Source organism: Oxalobacter paeniformigenes, from assembly GCF_027158465.1.
In the GTDB taxonomy this organism is placed as follows: domain Bacteria; phylum Pseudomonadota; class Gammaproteobacteria; order Burkholderiales; family Burkholderiaceae_D; genus Oxalobacter; species Oxalobacter paeniformigenes.
Map to the genome: position 1 here is coordinate 618,978 of NZ_JAMKYL010000001.1, position 20,080 is coordinate 639,057.

Sequence of the window (20,080 nt, forward strand, 5' to 3'; positions counted from 1 at the left end):
GCCGATATCCGCATGCAGGCTAGCGTGGCGTATCCGTTACCGCATCCGATGCGGCGTCCGGTATGGCGCCGGAAGCGGCATCAGGCTGGATGAGTTGCCGGTCGATGGCGTCCAGACCTTGAGAAATCAGTTCAAAAGATTCACGGAATGCATTGATGTTTCTGGAATAAGGGTCCGGCACATCATAGTTGCCATATTCGCCGATCCGCATGATTTTGCCACGGTAGTTCGGGAAGCTGTATTTGACGATCGCGCTTTGTTCCTTTTCCATCGTCAGCACCAGATCGGCCTTTTTCAGCATGTCGTTCGTCAGCACACGGGCGCGGTGGCGGCTGATGTCGATCCCGTTTTCCCGCATGACACGAATGGAAAACGGATCGGCCGACCAGCCTGCGGTGATTTCCCGCAAGCCGGCCGATGCGATCTGCTTGTCCGGATAACGTTTTTTCAACAGCCCTTCGGCCATCGGACTGCGGCAGATATTGCCAAGACAAATCACGAGAATATTCTGTATCACTGCCGCTCCTTTCAAAACGTGCGTTTTTTTGTATCGCAGGGGGGAAAATGGTTCCGGATATCCCCTTATTTTAAGGTATAGTTGACAGTGAATCGAGATGGAAAGCGACATCGCCGCCTTTCTGTCGGAACGGTACCGGAAAACAGGGGGCAAACAAGGGCTTTCGCAGGTACCGGAGAATTGCAGGCAGGCAAGCCGCCCCGTTTGCCGCCACAGGAAAGAAAGGGAAACATCATGAAAAATGCAGACAGTATCATGGTGGCAACCGACATGTCCGATTTCGCCGCCATGGCGGAAAACCGGGCTGCCATGCTGTGCAAACAGCTTGAAAAGGCGCGGCTGGACATCATCAACGTTCAGGATTTGTCCGTCATCGACATGCTCACGCGTGCCATGAAAAGCTCGGCCGATCTGGCCGAAAAGGCGCTCAAGGATGGCGTGACGGGCGAGTTGCAAGCCCGGGCGGAAAACCTTGAGCATACTTACCAGATCAAGTGCGAGCCGATGGTGCGTTTCGGCAAGGCAGCCACCGAGATCGTGCAGGAAACCATCGCCAGAAAGACCGGCCTGCTCGTCGTCGGCGCCCATGGCGAGTATCCCAACAGCCATGAATATCTGGGCAATGTGCCGGGCAAGCTGCTCCAGGTCAGTCCCGCGCCCGTGCTGGTCGTGCGCAACAAGCCGGTACGCGCCTACGACAAAATCATGATCGCGATCGACTTTACGGAAATTTCGCGTTATCAGGCCTTGCAAGCACTCGAACTGGCGACGCCGAAAACGGAAATCGTGTTCATTCACGCCTATGAAGTTCCCAACGAAGGCATCATGCGCTATGCCAACGTATCGCAAGGATTGCTGCATGAATTCCGTTCCGACATCCGTATCAAGGCAGGCGCGGAAATGCAGGCGTTCATCGCCAGCCTGAAGATCACCAATCATGTGACATCGGTCATCCAGCTCGGCGTGCCGCATACCGTCATCAAGGAACACGTCCGTTCCAAAAATCCCGACCTGCTGGTCATGGGCAAGCTCGGACGCAGCCGGATCGAGGAATTCATCCTCGGCAGCACCTCGCGCAACACCATCTACGAAACCGACTGCGACATACTGGTGGTACCGCCGACAGCCGTCGCCGCACAAATGCAGGCTGCCATGTCGGGCAACTAACCGGCAAGCGACCGGCGGGCAGGGCGCAAAAAAACCGTCCACCCCGGCAGGGGCGGACGGCGGTTCGGATGCGGTCTGGTTTCAGCCCTTATTTCTTGCCGGGCCAGGCCACGACTTTCTGGCGTTGTTCTCCCAGCTTTTCGACACCGGCGACGACCACGTCGCCGGGTTTGAGGAACACTTGCGGATTGCGTGCCAGCCCCACACCGGGCGGCGTACCGGTCGCGATCACGTCTCCGGGAAGCAGCGTCATGAAATGCGACAGATAGCTGACGATTTTCGCCACCGTGAAAATCATCGTCTTCGTATTGCCGTGCTGCATCCGTTCCCCGTTGACATCCAGCCAGACTTCCAGATTCTGCGGATCGGGGATTTCATCGCGGGTGACGAGCCATGGACCGATCGGGCCGAAGGTGTCGCATCCCTTGCCCTTGTCCCATTGCGTGCCGCGTTCGATCTGGAATTCACGCTCGGACAAATCGTTGGCGACACAATAACCGGCGACGTAATCCAGTGCTTCCTCTTCCGTCACGTACTGCGCCTTTTTCCCGATGATGACGCCCAGCTCGATTTCCCAGTCCGACTTTTTCGAATCCTTCGGCAAAATGATATTGTCGTTCGCGCCGCACAGGCAGGTCACCGCCTTCATGAACACGATCGGCTCGCGCGGAATACGCATCTTCGCCTCGGCGGCATGCTCGATATAGTTGATGCCGATCGCGATATATTTGCCGACATGCGCGACCGGCACACCCAGACGCGGACGCCCCTTGACCAGCGGGAGCCTGTCGGTATTGAGTTTCGCCAGTTTCGCCAGCGCACGGTCGGAGAGCTGATCGGCCGTGAAATCATCTATCTTGCCCGACAGATCGCGCAATTTCCCCTCGGCATCGATCAGGCCGGGTTTTTCCTTGCCGGGTCTTCCGTAACGAACCAGTTTCATGATGTAGTCTCCTGAAAATTGACGTCGGTTTTGTCATTGCCATCGTGCAAAATCATACCGCCAAAGCCCGCATTTCCCAAACGCCGCCACTATCCGGCAAGACATCCGCAACGCTACCGGTTCGGGGCGGCGATGTCGCCCAGCGCGGCTTGCCAGCTTGAGAGTTTCGCCTCGAAAGTCCGGCTGGCATATGCGGGCGACGACGAGGGAAGCTGTATCGTCCGGTAGCCTGCCGCTTCCAGCCGCGGTGCGTACGCTCCCGCCACCTTGCCATTGAAACAGACTGTCTCCAGACGCGGGCAGGCGCTTTTGAGCTGGCCGAAATCGTTGGGAACGGCGTTTCTGATACGGGCGTCCAGACTGCCGATCCGGTCGCACATCGTAATCACATCCCACAGGCCGATACCGTGATGCAACAGGCGCGAAAGCCGTTCTTCATAGGGCAGGGCGGTCAAATCCTCGCCCAGCACGGCCGAGAGCAGCCGCCAGAACTGGTTGCGCGGATGGGCGTAATACTGGCGGGCCGCCAGCGATTCGCGTCCCGGAAAGCTGCCCAGAATCATCACGCGGATATCGGAAGACAGCACGGGGGCCAGCCCGTTCAGGGGAGCAAGCGGCATGGCGCATCGGCCGGAACCGGAAAACGTTTTTTCTGGCATCGTCAGGGTATGGTCGAAAGGTTGGCGGACACCGGCATTGTATCGGCAAATACCGCCATTGCCGAGAGGGAAGCGGCAGACGCGACCGTGAAAACATTGCGTTGCGACAAAACCGGAAAACAGGGGATTCCTATACTGAAAGCTCGACAACAAAACAAGATACAGGGCGGCATCATGCAAACCGGATACAGCGCGACGGAAACGGATTTTACCGGAGAAGAAAACGCGCGAAGAAACCGCAAACGCGCCGACATGGTCGATCGGGGCATCGACATGGCGCTCGGACAGGGCTTTGCCTCGGCGGAACGTTTCATGCAGGCGCATCCCGACAGTCCCGACATTCTGGCGGGCATTTTGCGCAGGCGGCTGGATCGCCACGGCAAAATGACGGATGAACAATCCGTGCCGGATACGGATCGCCTGTTGCCGTAGGGCGCAGGCACGACAGGGCAAAAGCACGGCGGATATGTCATACTGTCATTGCGGCATCCGCCGTCGACCTTTCCAGAAACGGCAATACCATGGATATACACTACAAAAGCGGCGCGACCTTTACGGTGGCCGAAATGATCGACCTTTACCGGCGTTCGACGCTGGGCAAGCGGCGGCCTCTGGACAGACCCGACATTTTCGGGCAAATGCGCGACAACGCCAATCTGGTCGTCACCGCATGGGACGGCGACAAACTCGTCGGCATCGCCCGCAGCCTCACCGACTTCGGCTACGTCACCTATCTGGCGGATCTCGCGGTGGACGAAGCCTACCAGCGACAGGGCATCGGCAAACGCCTGATCGAGGAAACGCGCGCCCGGATGGCGCCCACCTGCAAAATCGTGTTGCTGGCCGCGCCGCGCGCCAATGAATACTATCCGCAAATCGGCTTCGAACACAATCCGAGAGCCTGGGTACTCAAAGGCGAAGTCTCCTTTACCCCCGACTGAATTCGCCGGATACGGCAAATGGCGTTACCGGCTCTTTTTCTCGCTTGCGCAAAGAGGTAAGATGACAAAACGATCTGTTTATAGCGGGACAGACGTTACGCAAGAGGTAAAAAACATGATGAATTTCACTTATTACATCCCGACAAGGATTTTGTTCGGTACCGGAACGCTCGATCAGCTGCATGCCCAGCAGTTACCCGGCAAAAAAGCGCTGATCGTCACCACATCGGGCCAGTCCATCCGGAAATACGGCTATCTCGACCGCGTTGAAAAAGAACTGGCAAAAGCCGGCGTCGCGTCTGTCGTATTCGACAAGATAATGCCCAATCCGGTCGAACGCCATGTCATGGAAGGTGCGCAAATCGCACGGGAACAGGGTTGCGATTTCATCGTCGGTCTGGGTGGCGGCAGCAGTATCGATTCCGCCAAATCCATCGCACTGATGGCGACCAACGAAGGCACGTACTGGGACTACATCGCCGGCGGCAGCGGCAAGGCGAAAGCACCCGCACACCGTCCGTTGCCCGTCGTGGCCATCACCACCACCGCAGGTACCGGCACCGAAGCCGATCCGTGGACCGTCGTCACCCGTGAGGAAACCAACGAAAAAATCGGCTTCGGCTACGACGACACCTTTCCGGTACTCTCGATCGTCGATCCGGAACTGATGCTGACCGTCCCGCCTGCACTGACCGCTTTCCAGGGTTTCGACGCCCTGTTCCACAGCACCGAAGGCTATCTGGCGCAATGTGCCAATCCCGTCAGCGAGGCCTTGTCGCTCAAGGCCATCGAACTCATCGGCAAAAACCTTCCGGTCGCCGTGCGTGACGGCAAGAATCTGGCGGCACGCGAAGGCATGGCGATCGCCAGCACCATTTCCGGCATGGTCGAATCCATTTCGTCATGCCTGTCGGAACACTCGCTGGAACACGCCCTGTCGGCCTATCATCCCGAATTGCCGCACGGGGCAGGGCTTATCATGATCAGCCAGGCCTATTACACCCACTTCGCACAGGCGCACGCCTGCGACGCCAAAATGATCGACATGGCCCGTGCGCTGGGCAAGACCGATGCGACCCATCCGATGGATTTCGTCATCGCGCTGGTGCAGTTGCAAGCCGCCTGCGGCGTGGACAACCTCAAAATGTCCGATTACGGCATCCGTCGCGAAGACTTGCCCGCCATGGCGAAAAACGCCCGTGAAACCATGGGCGACCTGTTCCTGCTCGATCCGGTCATGCTCTCCGAAGCCGATTGCATCACCATCTACGAACACTCCTATCGCTAGAAGGAGCCGGGCAGGGCATATTTCCATCCCGTCACGTGCCCGACGGCGCGTGACGGATGCCTGCCGTTTTGCCCGCATACCGTCATTTTCCTTGCCGCGCCGGCCATATCTTGCCAGCCATATACCAACCGCAAGGCACATACCGTATCCGTCAGGGTATCATTTTTTGCCTTCCGGTCAGCGTGCTTTTCCCCGCCAGCCTCGCCATGCCGTCGTGCACGATTCAATGACAGCCTTTCGTACAGCCTTCCCCAGGGCAACGACATATCTGCGGAGCGCACACTGCCTTCCATCTGCCGTCGCAGCCCGCATATCCCATCATCCTGCCATGCCGCTACACGATGCCACGGCAATCGCATACACCGTCATCCACACGCCATAGCCCACGGGCGATATTCCGCAAGCCATATTCGCACCATGTCGCAGATGCCGTTTCTGTTTGCCATATCGTCACCTGTCCGCACGTCATCCCCGTCGGGTACACCGTCCATATTTTTTCGTGTCCATCGCCTGCCGCATACCGGTTCCGACAGCCGTTTGAAGACGGGCAACCGGTATCTCCCGTCTTTCCCCAAGAGCGTTCATGTCTTCGTCACCACCGGATGAATCCCATCGAACAGGGAAGAATCGGGGAGTGAAACAAAAAAATTAAATGATAATGATAGTCATTATCATTTAATTCGGTATAATACCGCCATCGAAAACACGCCACGCCGAAGCGGAAAGCAAGGAGTGGCCACAAGGCAGCGTTTGACCGATGGCAGTCGATACAATCAAATGGAACAGTCCGGCAGTGTTCAGGGCAGGCATGTCGCTGATATTGTGCGTGCTGGCCATCCTCTCGATACAAACCGGGGTACAGGATTTCAGCCTGTCGGGCTTCATCGCCGGGGAAGGGGCAGACCGCTTTATCGGTTTCATCAGCCGCATGCCGCGCACACTGGCGATCATCCTCACCGGTGCGGGACTCGCCATTTCCGGCATCATCATGCAAACCCTGACGAACAACAAATTCGTTTCGCCGACGACGGCCGGCACGCTCGCATGGTGCCGTTTCGGCGTGATGCTGGCGATATTGCTGACGGCAGGCGCACCGCCATGGTTGCGTCTGGGCGTTGCTTTCGCGGCATCGCTGGCCGGCACTTTCTGCTTCATCGCCCTGTTGCAAAACATCCGTTTCACCAACGTGTTCATGGTCCCGCTGGCGGGCATCATGCTCGGCAATGTCGTCAACGCGGTCACCATCTTCATCGCTTACCGCTATGACATCATCCAGAACATGCTGTCCTGGTTGCAAGGCAATTTCGCGCTTGTCGTTCGCGGCAATTACGAACTTTTGTATCTGGGGCTGCCCTGTCTGGTTCTGGCATGGTACTACGCCAACCGCTTCACCATCGCCGGCATGGGGGAGAGCATGGCCATCAGTCTGGGCGAAAATCCGCGCCGCACCATACTGCTCGGCCTGGCGATCGTCGCGCTGCTCACTTCGCTGATCGTCGTCACCGTCGGCAGCATCCCGTTCGTCGGGCTGGTCATCCCCAACATCATATCCATGATCCGTGGTGACAACCTCAGGGGAACGCTGCCCGAAACGGCACTGTCGGGGGCGGTTTTTCTGCTGGCATGCGATCTGGCCGGGCGTATCGTCATTTATCCCTATGAAGTCAATATCAGCGTCGTTTCCGGTATCGCCGGCAGCCTGCTGTTTCTGGTGATCCTGTTCAGGAGGAAACGCTGATGCGCGCCTTCGTTTCGCGTCCTGCCATATCCGGTACCGGCAAAATCGTCTGGCTGGCCATTCTGGCTGCTGCCGCCGCGTTCCTGTTCATCGCCGGCGGACTCGACGCGGACAATATCGGTTATTTCCTGCCGAAACGGCTGGCGAAAATACTTGCCATCGCCGTTTCGGCATGGTGCATCGGCTATACCGCCGTGACCTTCCAGACCATCACCTGCAACCGCATTCTCACCCCGTCCGTCATGGGGCTCGATACGCTGTACCTGTTCATCCAGACCGTCGTCATCTGCTTTTTCGGTTCCGGCAAGCTCGAAATGATGAGCGGATACGGCAATTTCTTGTTGTCGGTCGCCATCATGACCGGCGCAAGCGGTCTGCTGTTTTTGCTGCTGTTCGGCAAAATGCGGCGCAGCGTCTATTTTCTGCTGCTGGCCGGACTGGTCGCCGGCGCGCTTTTCCAGAGTCTGGCGACATTCATGCAAGTCATGATGGACCCCAACGAATTTCTGTTTTTGCAAGGCAAGATGTTCGCCAGCTTCAACAACATCAATACCGGCCTTCTGGGACTGTGCATCCTCATCTGTCTGGCCGTCATCGTCCTGACATGGCGCGACTGCCGGCAATACGACGTTCTGGCGCTTGGGCCGGAACAGGCCATCAGTCTGGGAATATCCTACCGGGCCGCCATCCTCAAAAGCCTGATCGTCACGGCGGTACTGGTCTCCGTTTCCACCGCGCTGACCGGGCCGGTCACTTTTCTGGGCATACTGGTGGCCAATCTCGCGCGCCAGCTTACCGGCTCATTCCGCCATAGCCGCATCATCGCCTGTTCCGTCCTGCTCGGTTGCCTGTTTCTGACGACGGGCCAATGGCTGACCGAACGGGTATTCCAGTTTTCCACCACCGTCAGTGTCATTATCAACTTCATCGGTGGCCTGTATTTCATCTTCCTGATACTCAAGGACGGCAAAACATGATCGCCACCGACTCCCTTTCCAAACAGTATGGCGGAAAAACCGTATTGTCCGACATCACACTGGAGCTGCCGCGCGGCAAGCTGGTCGCCTTCATCGGCGGCAACGGCGCGGGAAAAAGCACGCTGTTGTCGCTGATCGCCCGCACGCTGCCGCGTTCGGCAGGCAAGGTCATCATCGACGATATCGAACTGGCCGACTGGAACAACCGGGAACTCGCGAAAAAACTCTCTATCCTGCGTCAGACCAACGACATCGACATCCGGCTGACCGTGCGCGAACTCGTCGCTTTCGGGCGTTTTCCCTACACACGCGGACGGCTTGATGCCGGGGATGAACGGCAAATCGACAACGCACTGGCGTGCCTCGGACTGAAAGCGCTGCAAGAACGCTATCTGGACGAACTCTCCGGCGGCCAGCGGCAAATGGCGTTCATCGCCATGATCGTGGCACAGGACACCGAATACATCATGCTCGACGAACCGCTGAACAACCTCGACATGCGCCATTCGGTACACATCATGAACGTCTTGCGGCAACTCGTGGAGACGGCAGGAAAAACCGTTTTCGTCGTCATTCACGACATCAATTTCGTCGCCGCGCATGCCGACCACATCATCGCACTGAAAGACGGACAAATCGTCGCACAGGGCGATGTCAGGGACATCATCCGCACCGACGTACTCAGGCGCATCTATGGCATGGACATCCGCGTCATCGACATCGACGGTCGTCCGGTCTGTCTGTATTACAGCTGACAACGCTTTTTTTTCAACAACCGAAAAACCATCATGAAACAAAAACTTCTTTATGCCTTCGTATTCGCATTGACACTGGGCCTTATGGCCGCCTGCAGCAAACGGCAGGACGCTCCGCAAGCCACGCAGCCGGCCGCACAGCAAACCGCATCGGCACAAACCGCATCCACGCAAAACGGCAGCGGGTCGGTCGCCATCGCACATGAACTGGGCATGACAGTCGTTCCACTGCATCCGGCCAAAGTCGCCGTTTTCGACATGGGAACGCTCGACATCATCAATGTCATCGGCGCAAACGCGCAAATCGCAGTACCGGGCGATATCGTCACGTCATACCTGTCGCAATACAAAAACGACATCCGTATCGGCGGAATCAAGGAACCCGATATGGAAGGACTGTATAACTGGAAGCCGGACATCATCTTCATCAGCGGTCGCCAGAGAGCCTACTATCCCGAATTGTCCCGGATCGCGCCGACCGTCTATATGCAGACCGATCCGGAAAATTACCTGCGCGACATGGAAAAACACGTCACCGAACTGGGCAAGATTTTCGGACGCGAGGATGTCGCCCGTGAAAAGCTCGATGCACTGGCTGCCAAGGTCGATAAAGCGAAAGCCGCCGCGGCAGGTACCCGTGAAAAAGCGCTTGTCATCCTGACCAACGACGGCAGTATAAGCGCCTACGGCAAAGGCTCGCGCTTCGGCATGATCCACGACATCTTCGGTATTCCGGCGGCAGACGACACCATCAAACCCTCGCTGCACGGACAGGAAATCAGCTACGAATACATCGCGCGGGTCGATCCGGACATCCTCTACGTCGTGGACAGAACCGCCGTCATCGGCGGCACGAAATACGCCAACGCCACGCTGGACAACCCGCTTGTTGCCAGCACCCGCGCCGCCAGAAACGGCAAAATCGTCAACATGGACGCCGAAGCATGGTACCTGACAGCCGGTGGCCTGACCGCCACCGACAGAATGATCGACGATATCCTCACCGGACTGGGGAAATAAACCTGTGCTTCAAGCAGTCGTCAGGTAACATTCAGGCGGTCTCGTCACCATGTGTCAGGAAAAATCACGCCGAATGAATGAGCGCATATGAAAAGAAAGCGTCAATGTGATTTGACTTTGAAGGCTGGGTCGTCTTTGAATCGTGATACCAGATAATCCGATGCGTTGCCGGTCAGATGATTACTGTCGAAAGTCATGACGCTGGCTGGATCGTCGTTGGTCATGGTCAGACATCCATCCTTGTTGCACAACAGGCTGACAGGGGAAATATAGGACACATTCCATTGCTGGCACAAGGCGTAAAGATCCCTATCTATTTTTCTCAGACGTTCATAATCCTGAGGTTCGAGCGATTTGGCAAGCTGACCGGATTTCATATATTCGGAAGCAAGCAATGATGGAAGCTGTCCTTTCCAGAGCGGTAACGGACCGATGACAACGATATCAGCGATATTTTCGGTACGCAGTCGGGCAATGGATGTTTCCAGTTTTTTGTAAATATCCTTATATCCCGGAGCAGTCCAGAAAGCCGCCAGTATGACTTTTTGCGGTTTAATGTCCGCTAGTTCCTGAAAAATGAAATGATTGTTGTTCTTGCAACGGGGCTGTACAGACTTGTCGAATACAGGCGGGCATGCACTAGTCTGGCGCAGCACGATGTTATATCGCTCATCGAAATATTTGAGAATGCCATGGGCGATCGCTGTAGCATGAGAGTCTCCCCAGATTACCATGACAGGTTTGGACGGATTACTGATTTTCAGTCGGCATGACGAATAATCCGGTTTGTTGCTGGCGGAACTGTTGCATTCATAACTGTAAACCTCATTGGTTTCATAACGTAATCTTTGTACGTTGATAAGGCTTGAAACAGTTGCCGGAAACCTTGAAGGAAACCCGTCCCGGTTGTATGACAGCAGACCAGCAAAACCGAGAAGCAACATGACTGCGAAAAGTGAAACAGTTTTGATATTGCCATGTTTTCCGAAGCGCAAAGGGTTTTCGATGCATTTCGTGGTCAGCCAGGCCAGCAAAATGCCGATCGGGAAAGCCGTAACGCGCCACCACAGCGGCGGTTCTTCAGTCAGCACGATACGTGCTATCGAAAGCAGCGGCCAGTGCCAGAGATAAAGCGGGTAGCTGATCAGACCGAACCAGACCAGTACCTTGTTAGAAAGCACGAGTTTGTTGAACCAGCCGTCTTTCCCGGCGGCGATCAGCAATACAGTCGCCAGAACGGGAAACAGTGACCAGATACCGGGATAGTTTCTGGAACTGGTTTGTTTGATGAATACGATGGAAGCTACGAACAGTATGAATCCGGCACTGGACAGAATATGCCGGTAACGGAAAAAGCGGGTATAAATATCGGACGTTGTGTCGTTGGACGTAACACGATAAAACAGACCGGGTTTGAATGTCAGCTGGGCAGGGTGCAGGGAAACCCATGCGAGCATCGCTCCGCAAAGCAATTCCCAGAAACGGGTCTGCGGGGAAAAGAAATCTGCGACGGGATCGACATGGTAGAAGTACAGATTCAGGCCGAATGAAATAACTGCGAGAACAAGCGAAATGACCAGTAGATTGAAGCGTTTTTTCCAGAGCAGCCACAAGAGTAAAGGCCAGATGATGTAAAACTGTTCCTCGATACCGAGGCTCCAGAGATGCAAGAGCGGTTTCGTTTCGGCGGCATTGTCGAAATAACCGCTTTCGAACCAGAGCAGAAAATTGGAGATGAACCCTGCACCGCCGGCGACATGCTTGCTGAGCTGTGCAAATTCATTGCTGAGAAAAAAAAGCGATCCCTGAAAAAAATGATTGATGAACGGAAAACAAAATCCGAAAACAAGACATGCAAGCAAAACCGTAATCAGAACCGGATAAATCCGACGGATACGGCGGCTGTAAAAGTTCCAGAAACTGAAAGAGCCGCTTTCGAGCTGACTGAAGATGATCGAGGAAATCAGGAAACCTGAAATGACGAAAAAAATATCGACACCGACGAAGCCGCCGCGCATGGCTTTCGGAAAGGCATGAAAAATGAAAACGGCGAAGACCGCAAGCGCACGCAATCCATCGATATCCGGACGATACCCGGCCGATTGGGTGTGATGGTTTATGGTATTTGCGGCAGATTGGTTTGTAGGAGTCGAAGACATTACAGTCAGGAAAATACGTATGCAAGCGGCAGATTATATCAATTTTTCATGAAAAATTTGTCGCAGTACAAAACGACAAAGCCGGCGGAAGCCGGCTTTGAAAGAAACAAGGAAAGGAAACGAGGGAGATTACTTGATTTTGGTTTCCTTGTAAGGGACATGCTTGCGAGCCTTGGGATCGAACTTGATGATTTCGATCTTTTCAGGCGTAGTCCGCTTGTTTTTGGTCGTAGTATAGAAATGACCGGTACCCGCGGTGGATTCCAGTTTGATTTTTTCTCTGCCTGCTTTAGCCATAACAAAAACCTCTCAAAAAAAAGAACCGAAGACCGGCTTAGATTTTTTCGCCGCGAGCGCGAAGATCGGCGAGAACGGCATCGATACCGAGTTTGTCGATGACACGCAGACCGGCATTGGAAACGCGAAGCGAAACCCAGCGGTTTTCGGACTCGACGAAAAAGCGGCGGTAATGCAAATTGGGCATAAAGCGCCGTTTGGACTTGTTATTGGCATGAGAAACCGTATTACCGGACATGGGTTTTTTACCTGTGACCTGGCAAACGCGAGCCATAAGAACCTCCGAAATAAAAAAAGCGAAGGCTGCATTCTATATGAAAGGAAAACAAAAGACAAGAAAAAACAGTGACTTGTCAAAAACAAGTGTGTCTTATAATTTGAATATATGTCACAATTTAGGCGAAACAAGGCGCAAGATACTGTTTATCAAGCCTTTTTCGGGAAAAGGGAAGGTGTGTCAGCGGCTGCGGCGTTTCAGGCAACGCCAGATGATACTGAGCCAGTCGCCGCCGCGCAGCAACGGACGGCGGCTGAATACGTCGAAACCGGCCGTTTCGATACGTTCCAGCACACGCAGGCCGCCTTGTACGACAAGCCTGAGTTCCCAGCCGATACGTCCGGGCAGTTTTCCGGCCAGCGGCGCGCCGGAAAGCATCAGCTTGCGGGTACGACCGATTTCGAATGCCATGAGCGAACACCAGTTTTCCGTCACCTTGCTGTTGGCGATATCTTCAGGCGTGACGTTGAAACGGAGCATGTCCTCCATCGGGATATAGATACGGTTCTTGAGCCAGTCCAGCGCCACATCCTGCCAGAAGTTGATCAGCTGGAGCGCGGTGCAGATGGCATTGGACATCCGGCAGTTTTCATCGGTCGCCGCCTTGTACAGATGCAGCATCAGCAAGCCGACAGGATTGGCGGAACGGCGGCAGTAATCGAGCAGATCGGTATAGGTATTGTAACGGGTGACGGAAATATCCTGCCGGAAAGCCGAAAGCAGGTTCCTGAACGGTTCTATCGGCAGATTGAAGTCGCGGATCACGCCGGAAAGGGAAACGAACAGGCTGTTTTCCGGCGTCTCGCTGTGTTCGATCCGGTCGAGTTCCCTGTTGTAAAACGCCAGTGCGGCCAGCCTTTCATGCGGCGTCAGATCACCCTCGTCGGCGATATCGTCGGCAGAACGCGCGAAACGATAAATCGTCTCCACCGGCTGCCGCAAGTGCGGCGGCAGGAGAATGGATGCGACGGGGAAATTTTCGTAATGTTCGACTGCCATGGCATGCCGGATGCTGATATAAAGCACTTATGGTAAAACAAAAAGTGCGGATATTGAAATCAGACGGTGGCGCGAGACGGAATTTGTTTATTGAAATCAGTCGCTTCCGTTTAACGAACGGAAATGGCGCCATCTTGAAAGCGAAAGAATATCAGTAGGTTGACGTGCGCATTTCATTCAACATGTCAGGCATGTCGCTCAGGCTTGCAAAAAAACGACACCCCATGCGGGACAAGACGATCACCGGGCGATGAAACGCAAAAGGCCGGCGATGCCGGCCTGTCGTGCACTGTACTGACAGACGCTTACTGAAGCGTATCGGGAGCAGGCGAGGGAACGAGCGGCGCGGAACAGAACGCCTTGAGCGCACGCAAATCGCCGGCTGCGGCTTCGGTATTGTCCGGGCTGACCATGGCTGCGGCTTCCATAATATCCGCATCGCTGCTTTCAAAGGTAATCATGAAAGATTCACCGTCCTTGGTGATGATGAAAGCGCCCAGAATCTTGCCGTTGGACATCCGGAAAACCGGAGGCAAGTTGTATTTCTTTTCAAAATCCCCAAAAGCTTTGTCGATTTCTTTTTCGTTCATGGATGAATTTCCGTCAGGAATGAAAAAAATGGTTGTGTCGATGCCAGGCGAACCGGTCTTTTCGCGACCGGCGCCACAGTTCATGCTGTCGTGCCGATTACAGGATCATGAACCCTTCGGGACGGTAATAACCGGCCTCCTTGAGTTTGGCGACCTGTTCATCAGACAGCGGGAATTTTTCCTGTTTCTCGAAAATCCGGAAGTCGCAACCGACTTCCTCGACGATCTGGAGCGTGAAGACGATATCGGAACCATCGATCTGGAAGCTGAAGGCTTCTTCCGGCAGTTCAAAACCCAGGGATTCCATGAATGCTCTCGGTACCGTATTGTCGTACATGTTGTCGGATTCGCTCATTTCTAACCTTTCAGTGCCAGTGACCGGATACGGACAGCCGTCGCCGGTGAAAAATCCGTATTGTAACCAATTCAGGCGAGGATGCTCCACTTTTTGCCATCGCATCCGGCCGTCGTGACGGAGTGAAAGCGACCGGAGCGCCAGAAAAGTCCCGACACAGACGGACAGAATGCCTCAGGCGGTCGCAATGACAGAAAAGCACCCGGAAAAAAGATGCACCGTCGCAGTGCAAAAAAAGAACTTCCACTGAAGAAAAGTGCCGTTTTTCGCACGGAAACGGATCGTTTTCTGACGGGAACTGTCGCTAAAAAATCGTCCTTTGCACGAAATCGTGCGAAACGGCATGAAAAAACGCAATAACCGGTATCTGTTCGCCACGAACGTGTTGACTTACGGTACTATTATACCGAGAGAGATGCGATGGAATTTCCAGTGCGCCGGAGAGCGGGCGAAATATCCCGACAGCGCGATGAAACGCAGCCGGAATGCACATCAATGCCAGGAGTCACAATGGGAACAAACGAATCTTTGAAAGCGCCGGGAGACCTACCGCTACAGGAAACAGACAAAACGAAAACAGCCTGCATGCAGAATGAATGCCCCGAAGTCGCGGAAAGCAACGAATACTTCGAGCAATACAAGATGCAGGAACCGGGAATCCGTTCCGTCAAGGCATGGTCCGACTTTTACGATACCGAAGACCTGCTGGACGTCTATCTGGAAAAACAGGGCTACCCCTTCCAGGCACATCCGGAGATCACGGACACTGCGGAAAGCAACGAATACTTCGAACAGTACAAAATGCAGGAACAGGGCATCCGCTCGGTTCAGGCATGGTCCGACTTTTACGATACCGAAGACCTGCTGGACTTCTATCTGGAAAAACAGGGGTATCCGACCAACTAGCCAAAAGACGCAACCTGAAATCCTGGCAGGTGCGCAATGCAGTACGACACACAGGAAACCGGAATATCATTGACCGGGGGCTTGATGAAAAAACCTCTCGCAAGAGAGGTTTTTTCATGCCTGCTGCACCGCCGGCATGACAACGGCTTCATATGCCATGAAGGGGCAAGGCAAACAGGAAAGGCGTATGCCGGACGGCATGACCTGAAACGGCAAAGAAAAGACAGGCAAAGAAGGGGAAGCAATCGTGAAGCGGAAAAACATGGTGCGAGGGAGGGGACTCGAACCCCTACACCGCAATGGCGTCAGGACCTAAACCTGGTGCGTCTACCAATTTCGCCACCCTCGCATTTGTTCGGAGCACGCAATTTTACTGCATTTTGTCCGGTTTGGGATGGCCTGCGCCATCGCATCGAACCGAACGCGACCGCCTGCTGCCCATTCAACCGATCCACCGCAGCCATCCGCCGCACGCAGGAAAAACGCCTCATGTTGCAAAAAAGGCAACAATCCGAAGCGGCAATGGGAACGAAGCGAATGAGAGACACAAAAAAGGCGACGGCACGCATGAAGCAGGCTATAATGGCGGCATCATCGCGGGGGTAGCTCAATGGTAGAGCAGAAGCTTCCCAAGCTTACGACGCGGGTTCGATTCCCGTCCTCCGCTCCAACCTTCCTTCCAGATCGGCCATGTCAGGCCGGAAAATTCATTTAAAAACAATCGTTTGGACTGCCTTGTTGCGTGAAGCGGTGTGGTCTGGCATGACAATCAGGCTTGTGAAGTATCCGGCGTATATGCAGACATGAAAGGATCTTTTGGTACAGCGGCGTTTTTTCCGTCAATACGGCATGAGCCGAACATGCAAACGATGAGGATAATGGAGTGCGGACTAATAAGGGAAAAACAGGCGGCGGGGTGGCATATGGCACGGCTTATGCTTGTCATTGGGTGCCATGTCCGGCAAAGCGGGTGTGGTATGTTTCTTTCCCCTTGACAGGCTGGGCCGGAATTTTTCCGGCCCTTTTTTTCGACCTGTGGGTGCGGGATCGGCTGCTCAGTATTCGGACTTCCAGTCGGTTCCCTGTTTCCAGCGGGATTCCCAGTGCTGCAAATAGCGTTTCGCGATGTCCGGACGGTTCCAGACCACGATCACGTTTTCGCTGTTGTTTTTCGCGGCGGACTTGCTGTAATTGAAACTGCCTGTTTCGACGTGCTTGCCGTCCACGATGATGTATTTGTCGTGATGGATACGGTAGGCCGATACGGTACGCAGGGGGATATCGGCATTGACGGCCAGGTTCATGGCCGCCTTGCTGGCCTGGGAGCGGTTGCCTTTTTCATCGACGATGATGCGGACGTCCACGCCCCGTTTTTTGGCGGCGAGCAGGCTTTTCATGACGGCAGGGGATGTGAACGAATAGGCGGCCAGTCGCAGGTTCTCCCGCGAGGCATCGATCACTTTCAGAATCAGGGCTTCCGCACCGTCGTCCGGCGAAAAGGCGGCTTCGATGACGGTCTGGGCACGAAGCTGTGCCGAAAAGCACAGAATCAGGGCAAACAGGAAAAATTGCTGGATCCGTTTCATGGATGGACGATCTCCCTTAAAAAATGAATGGGACCGATATTATATTTCAGGAGCGTGCCGGTCCATGAAAAACGGGATGCTTCCCGCACGCATCATCCGGTGCCTGTATTTCCGTTCATGCGGAAAATAGCGGGAAACGATAAGGCTTTTTCGTGGGCACCTTGAAAAAACGGTGTCGAACGGGGCGGGCGTATGAGATGACCGTCAAAATACGGGCCGAATCGGGAAAAATCGCCAGCTTGACCACCGTCCGGCAGCTTGCCTTGAACATGGCGTCATGCAGGCGGAAAGAAAGTCCGGCAGGAAAACAGGCGGACTGCGGTGGCCGCAAGCGGGTGAAAAACGGCGGACGGAAAGCGGGAAACCGATGGCAGGAAATGGACTGCGATGGAACGAGGGGGGGAATACATCCGCTCAAACCACGGCCGTGAGTTCCAGGCGCTGTTTTTCCAGTATCCGGATGAGCTCGTCGCGCAGGGCATAAAGCCGGTCGATCACAAGGCGTACCTTGTCGGCACGTTCATGCAGGCCGCGCGAGCGCAACTTTTCCTCGCGCTGCATCAGCCCGTTGATCGACTGGACCAGCGCATGGATGCTGATTTCCAGTCCTTCCAGAATGGTGGATTGTTCAGTCATTATAGTGAAAGTTTCCGTCAGGATCGTTTTCCTGTGATTGTTCCGTGGCCATGGCCCAGATGGCGTCGTCGAGTATCTTTTCCATCAGATCGAAAACCTCGTCCCGGTTGCCAGCCAGCAGGGCGGTAGCCACCTCGCCGAGATCATGTCCGTTCGAATGTCGCAACAAGGCATCGCCGATACCCTCGGCGATTTCCGGGCTGTTTCCCGCAGAATTGCGGATGATTTCGTAATGAATGTTGACGAGTCTGTCCTGCATACCGCACCGTTTCGCAAATTATGTCCGGATGACCTGTACCGTTCCGGATGAAGCGGAAAATCTGGAACCGGAAGTTACAGGATTGAAAGCGAATGTTACAGTAAAAAAATTTTTTCTACAACGAAAAGTTGCAATACGGCAGGATTTCACGAAAATGCGGAACGGCGCGCGGAGTACACGCGCATACCGCAGGATGTCGTGAGCGGAAAACCGGTGTCAGTGTTCCTTTTTTTCGATGGATTCCCAGAGAATTTCGATATAACGGTTGATCAGGGAAAGCTGTTCATCGGAAAACTGGCTGAATTGTTCGCGGGTGATGGAAAAAGGCCAGTCGTCGCAGGCATGTATCCGGTCGCCGACCAGATATTCGGCATGTTCTTCCTCGACAGACGGGTAATGGACGCTTGCCGTTGCCGAAATGCCGAACTGGAGATAGGCCGGCGATACGCCGAGTACATCGGCCAGTTTGTTCAGTGTCGTGCCGCGGGGAAGATTTTTCGCTTTTTCCCATTTTTGCACGGCCTGCGGCGTCACGCCGATTTTACGTGCCAGTTCGGACTGGCTGATATTCATGCTGTGACGGCAGTTCTCGATTCTTTTGGCGATTTTTTCCATGCAAAAGACAAACAGGAGTTCGTGCAATAAAGATTGAAAACGGCCATATTGTATTACCAAACCGCACTCATCCGTCAAAATAAAATCATCCGTCGCCAGTCATGCAGGAAAGATTTCCCGCAAAGCGTCCCGGTCCCGTATCGTTTCACGAAGCGTCATGGCGGAAATTGCCGTATCATGCGCGTGCCGGTGTCGCCGGATCAGTGCGCCGGGGCAGTCCCTGTCTTGCCGGACGGTTGGTGTTCTTCGGCCGGCCGGATGACGGTGCCGTCCAGTATGGCGGGATTGAACGTATGATCGATCCGGTCCATCCAGTCCGCATGCAGCCTGAACATGAATTCGATCCGGATATTGCCGGAAGCGGGTACCGTTCGGACCGGGATGATGATGACCGCTTTCGACATGGGAGGGACATTCCGGTAAAAAGGCGGCGTGTTGTATGCGCCCTGGCGAAAAGCCAGCACGCCCAGATCGGACGCCGTCTTGTTGTTGACTTCATAGTTGAGCAACAGGCTGTTCTGGTTGAGTTGCGGCCATATGCGCTTGAGGCTGTCGGGTATGGACACGTCGCTGTAATCGGATTTTTTCCGGATACCCAGCAGCCGGACGGGGAACTCGTTGTCGCTGTAACTCTTGCGAAGATCGGATTCCTGATAAGCATCGAGATTGCCCCATCCCTGATTGCTGATACCGGAAAGATTGCGTTCGTCGAGCTTGTCGGTGACGTAGTCGATGATTTGTCCCGTATAGTAAAAAATCGGGCAGATACCGATCAGCAAACTGATGATGAGTGCGCTGACGCCGTAATTGAACGGAATGTCATGCGGCGACTTGCAGATTTTGCCGGTGGTTTCGTTGGACGAGACCGACAGGATTTTCGACGAATCGAAAAAACCGCTTCTGATCTGGAGCAGCAGGTTGACTTCCTGCTTTTTGTGAATGCGCATGATATGGATGACGTGATTGACCAGTATCACGTCGGTCAGGCTCGATGCGACGATGTTGGCCTGCACGGACGGATCGAGTTCGACACGGACATTTTCCTCGACCTGGTTGCCGCGGTTGGAAATGACGATCTGATAGACAGGATATTGACTGTCATCCGTATGGTTCTGGAACAGGACCGGTGCGCTCGCATAAAGCTGGCGGATATGGTAAAGCCAGGCGATCATGGAAGACACCAGCACGATCACCGTGCCGACAGCGATTTCTTCGATAATGTTGATAAGCATGGGCCAACTTGCAGTCAAAGGGAAATACCGCTTCCCGCATATCGCCATACAGGCTGCAAGAGCCTGTGTCCCGAGTGCCGGTCGCCATCGACCGGCAATATTTCATTTTGCCAACAAAACACAAGAAAAAACAATAGTATCAGCCAATATGTCGCCTGTGGCGC

General features: G+C 54.6%; 25 protein-coding genes and 2 tRNA genes. 11 read left to right on the forward strand and 16 right to left on the reverse strand.

Annotated features, from left to right (window positions below):
* Positions 1-19: 19 nt before the first annotated feature.
* Positions 20-517: a low molecular weight protein-tyrosine-phosphatase gene (locus NAI64_RS02810; protein ID WP_269297565.1), complete on the reverse strand. Its 498-nt coding sequence runs from the start codon at positions 515-517 to the stop codon at positions 20-22.
* Between the two features lie 234 nt (positions 518-751).
* On the opposite strand from NAI64_RS02810, the gene NAI64_RS02815 reads away from it, so the two are divergent.
* Positions 752-1,684, forward strand: coding sequence for a universal stress protein (locus tag NAI64_RS02815; protein ID WP_269297567.1), 933 nt, complete (start codon positions 752-754; stop codon positions 1,682-1,684).
* 88 nt (positions 1,685-1,772) lie between these two features.
* Here the strand turns inward: NAI64_RS02815 and NAI64_RS02820 are convergent, their stop codons facing one another.
* Both NAI64_RS02820 and NAI64_RS02825 read right to left on the reverse strand, forming a co-directional pair.
* Complete coding sequence (locus tag NAI64_RS02820; RefSeq protein WP_269297568.1) at positions 1,773-2,627, reverse strand: fumarylacetoacetate hydrolase family protein; 855 nt, start codon at positions 2,625-2,627, stop codon at positions 1,773-1,775.
* 113 nt (positions 2,628-2,740) lie between these two features.
* Positions 2,741-3,286 (reverse strand): DNA-deoxyinosine glycosylase, encoded by a 546-nt coding sequence (locus NAI64_RS02825; RefSeq protein WP_407946902.1) that lies wholly within the window; start codon positions 3,284-3,286, stop codon positions 2,741-2,743.
* Positions 3,287-3,295: 9 nt separating this feature from the next.
* On the opposite strand from NAI64_RS02825, the gene NAI64_RS02830 reads away from it, so the two are divergent.
* From NAI64_RS02830 to NAI64_RS02840, 3 genes are all read left to right on the forward strand, one after another.
* Positions 3,296-3,718 (forward strand): hypothetical protein, encoded by a 423-nt coding sequence (locus NAI64_RS02830; RefSeq protein ID WP_269297569.1) that lies wholly within the window; start codon positions 3,296-3,298, stop codon positions 3,716-3,718.
* 89 nt (positions 3,719-3,807) lie between these two features.
* Positions 3,808-4,227, forward strand: a complete 420-nt coding sequence (locus tag NAI64_RS02835; RefSeq protein WP_269297571.1) for a GNAT family N-acetyltransferase — start codon at positions 3,808-3,810, stop codon at positions 4,225-4,227.
* 115 nt (positions 4,228-4,342) lie between these two features.
* A complete protein-coding gene (locus NAI64_RS02840; RefSeq protein ID WP_269297573.1) occupies positions 4,343-5,515 on the forward strand; it encodes an iron-containing alcohol dehydrogenase in 1,173 nt (390 codons plus the stop codon).
* On the opposite strand, the gene NAI64_RS02845 is transcribed toward NAI64_RS02840, so the two are convergent.
* The gene (locus NAI64_RS02845) at positions 5,512-5,874 is read right to left on the reverse strand and encodes a hypothetical protein (protein WP_269297574.1); all 363 of its coding nucleotides are present in this window, start codon (positions 5,872-5,874) and stop codon (positions 5,512-5,514) included. The genes NAI64_RS02840 and NAI64_RS02845 overlap by 4 nt on opposite strands.
* 398 nt (positions 5,875-6,272) lie before the next feature.
* On the opposite strand from NAI64_RS02845, the gene NAI64_RS02850 reads away from it, so the two are divergent.
* Genes NAI64_RS02850 through NAI64_RS02865 form a run of 4 tightly spaced genes read left to right on the forward strand, consistent with a single transcriptional unit; the run spans position 6,273 to position 10,005 of the window.
* Complete coding sequence (locus NAI64_RS02850; protein ID WP_269297575.1) at positions 6,273-7,253, forward strand: ABC transporter permease; 981 nt, start codon at positions 6,273-6,275, stop codon at positions 7,251-7,253.
* Positions 7,253-8,230: an iron chelate uptake ABC transporter family permease subunit gene (locus NAI64_RS02855; protein WP_269297577.1), complete on the forward strand. Its 978-nt coding sequence runs from the start codon at positions 7,253-7,255 to the stop codon at positions 8,228-8,230. Before NAI64_RS02850 ends, NAI64_RS02855 begins: the two co-directional genes overlap by 1 nt.
* Complete coding sequence (locus NAI64_RS02860) at positions 8,227-8,985, forward strand: iron ABC transporter ATP-binding protein (protein WP_269297579.1); 759 nt, start codon at positions 8,227-8,229, stop codon at positions 8,983-8,985. Before NAI64_RS02855 ends, NAI64_RS02860 begins: the two co-directional genes overlap by 4 nt.
* 33 nt (positions 8,986-9,018) lie before the next feature.
* Positions 9,019-10,005 (forward strand): siderophore ABC transporter substrate-binding protein, encoded by a 987-nt coding sequence (locus NAI64_RS02865; RefSeq protein WP_269297581.1) that lies wholly within the window; start codon positions 9,019-9,021, stop codon positions 10,003-10,005.
* Positions 10,006-10,106: 101 nt separating this feature from the next.
* Here the strand turns inward: NAI64_RS02865 and NAI64_RS02870 are convergent, their stop codons facing one another.
* From NAI64_RS02870 to NAI64_RS02895, 6 genes are all read right to left on the reverse strand, one after another.
* A complete protein-coding gene (locus NAI64_RS02870; protein ID WP_269297582.1) occupies positions 10,107-12,164 on the reverse strand; it encodes an acyltransferase family protein in 2,058 nt (685 codons plus the stop codon).
* A 129-nt stretch (positions 12,165-12,293) separates the two neighbouring features.
* On the reverse strand, positions 12,294-12,461 hold the full coding sequence (gene rpmG / locus NAI64_RS02875; RefSeq protein ID WP_269297583.1) for a 50S ribosomal protein L33: 168 nt from the start codon (positions 12,459-12,461) through the stop codon (positions 12,294-12,296).
* Between the two features lie 37 nt (positions 12,462-12,498).
* Positions 12,499-12,735, reverse strand: a complete 237-nt coding sequence (gene rpmB / locus NAI64_RS02880; protein ID WP_269297585.1) for a 50S ribosomal protein L28 — start codon at positions 12,733-12,735, stop codon at positions 12,499-12,501.
* Positions 12,736-12,918: 183 nt separating this feature from the next.
* Complete coding sequence (hpnC, locus tag NAI64_RS02885) at positions 12,919-13,737, reverse strand: squalene synthase HpnC (protein WP_269297587.1); 819 nt, start codon at positions 13,735-13,737, stop codon at positions 12,919-12,921.
* Between the two features lie 305 nt (positions 13,738-14,042).
* A complete protein-coding gene (locus NAI64_RS02890; RefSeq protein WP_269297588.1) occupies positions 14,043-14,327 on the reverse strand; it encodes a hypothetical protein in 285 nt (94 codons plus the stop codon).
* Between the two features lie 97 nt (positions 14,328-14,424).
* The gene (locus NAI64_RS02895; RefSeq protein ID WP_269297589.1) at positions 14,425-14,682 is read right to left on the reverse strand and encodes a hypothetical protein; all 258 of its coding nucleotides are present in this window, start codon (positions 14,680-14,682) and stop codon (positions 14,425-14,427) included.
* A 343-nt stretch (positions 14,683-15,025) separates the two neighbouring features.
* Here NAI64_RS02895 and NAI64_RS02900 point away from each other — a divergent pair, with 343 nt between their 5' ends.
* Positions 15,026-15,214, forward strand: coding sequence for a hypothetical protein (locus NAI64_RS02900; RefSeq protein WP_269297591.1), 189 nt, complete (start codon positions 15,026-15,028; stop codon positions 15,212-15,214).
* Positions 15,215-15,267: 53 nt separating this feature from the next.
* Positions 15,268-15,588: a hypothetical protein gene (locus NAI64_RS02905; protein WP_269297593.1), complete on the forward strand. Its 321-nt coding sequence runs from the start codon at positions 15,268-15,270 to the stop codon at positions 15,586-15,588.
* A 263-nt stretch (positions 15,589-15,851) separates the two neighbouring features.
* Here NAI64_RS02905 and NAI64_RS02910 read toward each other — a convergent pair.
* A tRNA-Leu gene (locus NAI64_RS02910) sits at positions 15,852-15,937 on the reverse strand.
* A 247-nt stretch (positions 15,938-16,184) separates the two neighbouring features.
* Between NAI64_RS02910 and NAI64_RS02915 the strand changes: the two genes are divergently transcribed.
* Positions 16,185-16,258 (forward strand) — tRNA-Gly (locus NAI64_RS02915).
* Positions 16,259-16,643: 385 nt separating this feature from the next.
* On the opposite strand, the gene NAI64_RS02920 is transcribed toward NAI64_RS02915, so the two are convergent.
* The 5 genes from NAI64_RS02920 to NAI64_RS02940 form a co-directional block, all read right to left on the reverse strand.
* Positions 16,644-17,174 (reverse strand): phospholipase D family nuclease, encoded by a 531-nt coding sequence (locus tag NAI64_RS02920; protein ID WP_269297594.1) that lies wholly within the window; start codon positions 17,172-17,174, stop codon positions 16,644-16,646.
* 414 nt (positions 17,175-17,588) lie between these two features.
* A complete protein-coding gene (locus NAI64_RS02925) occupies positions 17,589-17,810 on the reverse strand; it encodes a hypothetical protein (protein ID WP_269297596.1) in 222 nt (73 codons plus the stop codon).
* Entirely contained in the window at positions 17,803-18,069 is a 267-nt protein-coding gene (locus tag NAI64_RS02930; protein ID WP_269297598.1) for a hypothetical protein, read from the reverse strand. The genes NAI64_RS02925 and NAI64_RS02930 overlap by 8 nt, the downstream gene beginning before the upstream one ends.
* Before the next feature lie 216 nt (positions 18,070-18,285).
* Positions 18,286-18,684 (reverse strand): helix-turn-helix domain-containing protein, encoded by a 399-nt coding sequence (locus NAI64_RS02935; RefSeq protein ID WP_269297600.1) that lies wholly within the window; start codon positions 18,682-18,684, stop codon positions 18,286-18,288.
* Between the two features lie 200 nt (positions 18,685-18,884).
* Positions 18,885-19,916, reverse strand: coding sequence for a hypothetical protein (locus tag NAI64_RS02940; protein WP_269297602.1), 1,032 nt, complete (start codon positions 19,914-19,916; stop codon positions 18,885-18,887).
* Positions 19,917-20,080 lie beyond the last annotated feature (164 nt).

What these genes read in the sequence shown, in the direction of transcription:
- NAI64_RS02900 (WP_269297591.1), top strand. Translation starts at nt 15,026, where the DNA reads ATGAAAAAACGCAATAACCGGTATCTGTTCGCCACGAACGTGTTGACT.
- NAI64_RS02895 (WP_269297589.1), bottom strand. Translation starts at nt 14,682, where the DNA reads ATGAGCGAATCCGACAACATGTACGACAATACGGTACCGAGAGCATTC.
- NAI64_RS02860 (WP_269297579.1), top strand. Translation starts at nt 8,227, where the DNA reads ATGATCGCCACCGACTCCCTTTCCAAACAGTATGGCGGAAAAACCGTA.
- NAI64_RS02820 (WP_269297568.1), bottom strand. Translation starts at nt 2,627, where the DNA reads ATGAAACTGGTTCGTTACGGAAGACCCGGCAAGGAAAAACCCGGCCTG.
- NAI64_RS02920 (WP_269297594.1), bottom strand. Translation starts at nt 17,174, where the DNA reads ATGAAACGGATCCAGCAATTTTTCCTGTTTGCCCTGATTCTGTGCTTT.
- NAI64_RS02940 (WP_269297602.1), bottom strand. Translation starts at nt 19,916, where the DNA reads ATGCTTATCAACATTATCGAAGAAATCGCTGTCGGCACGGTGATCGTG.
- NAI64_RS02870 (WP_269297582.1), bottom strand. Translation starts at nt 12,164, where the DNA reads ATGTCTTCGACTCCTACAAACCAATCTGCCGCAAATACCATAAACCAT.
- NAI64_RS02825 (WP_407946902.1), bottom strand. Translation starts at nt 3,286, where the DNA reads ATGCCAGAAAAAACGTTTTCCGGTTCCGGCCGATGCGCCATGCCGCTT.
- NAI64_RS02830 (WP_269297569.1), top strand. Translation starts at nt 3,296, where the DNA reads ATGGTCGAAAGGTTGGCGGACACCGGCATTGTATCGGCAAATACCGCC.
- NAI64_RS02890 (WP_269297588.1), bottom strand. Translation starts at nt 14,327, where the DNA reads ATGAACGAAAAAGAAATCGACAAAGCTTTTGGGGATTTTGAAAAGAAA.
- NAI64_RS02925 (WP_269297596.1), bottom strand. Translation starts at nt 17,810, where the DNA reads ATGACTGAACAATCCACCATTCTGGAAGGACTGGAAATCAGCATCCAT.
- NAI64_RS02905 (WP_269297593.1), top strand. Translation starts at nt 15,268, where the DNA reads ATGCAGAATGAATGCCCCGAAGTCGCGGAAAGCAACGAATACTTCGAG.
- NAI64_RS02935 (WP_269297600.1), bottom strand. Translation starts at nt 18,684, where the DNA reads ATGGAAAAAATCGCCAAAAGAATCGAGAACTGCCGTCACAGCATGAAT.
- rpmG (WP_269297583.1), bottom strand. Translation starts at nt 12,461, where the DNA reads ATGGCTAAAGCAGGCAGAGAAAAAATCAAACTGGAATCCACCGCGGGT.
- NAI64_RS02855 (WP_269297577.1), top strand. Translation starts at nt 7,253, where the DNA reads ATGCGCGCCTTCGTTTCGCGTCCTGCCATATCCGGTACCGGCAAAATC.
- NAI64_RS02835 (WP_269297571.1), top strand. Translation starts at nt 3,808, where the DNA reads ATGGATATACACTACAAAAGCGGCGCGACCTTTACGGTGGCCGAAATG.
- NAI64_RS02840 (WP_269297573.1), top strand. Translation starts at nt 4,343, where the DNA reads ATGATGAATTTCACTTATTACATCCCGACAAGGATTTTGTTCGGTACC.
- NAI64_RS02845 (WP_269297574.1), bottom strand. Translation starts at nt 5,874, where the DNA reads ATGCGATTGCCGTGGCATCGTGTAGCGGCATGGCAGGATGATGGGATA.
- NAI64_RS02865 (WP_269297581.1), top strand. Translation starts at nt 9,019, where the DNA reads ATGAAACAAAAACTTCTTTATGCCTTCGTATTCGCATTGACACTGGGC.
- NAI64_RS02930 (WP_269297598.1), bottom strand. Translation starts at nt 18,069, where the DNA reads ATGCAGGACAGACTCGTCAACATTCATTACGAAATCATCCGCAATTCT.
- NAI64_RS02815 (WP_269297567.1), top strand. Translation starts at nt 752, where the DNA reads ATGAAAAATGCAGACAGTATCATGGTGGCAACCGACATGTCCGATTTC.
- NAI64_RS02850 (WP_269297575.1), top strand. Translation starts at nt 6,273, where the DNA reads ATGGCAGTCGATACAATCAAATGGAACAGTCCGGCAGTGTTCAGGGCA.
- rpmB (WP_269297585.1), bottom strand. Translation starts at nt 12,735, where the DNA reads ATGGCTCGCGTTTGCCAGGTCACAGGTAAAAAACCCATGTCCGGTAAT.
- hpnC (WP_269297587.1), bottom strand. Translation starts at nt 13,737, where the DNA reads ATGGCAGTCGAACATTACGAAAATTTCCCCGTCGCATCCATTCTCCTG.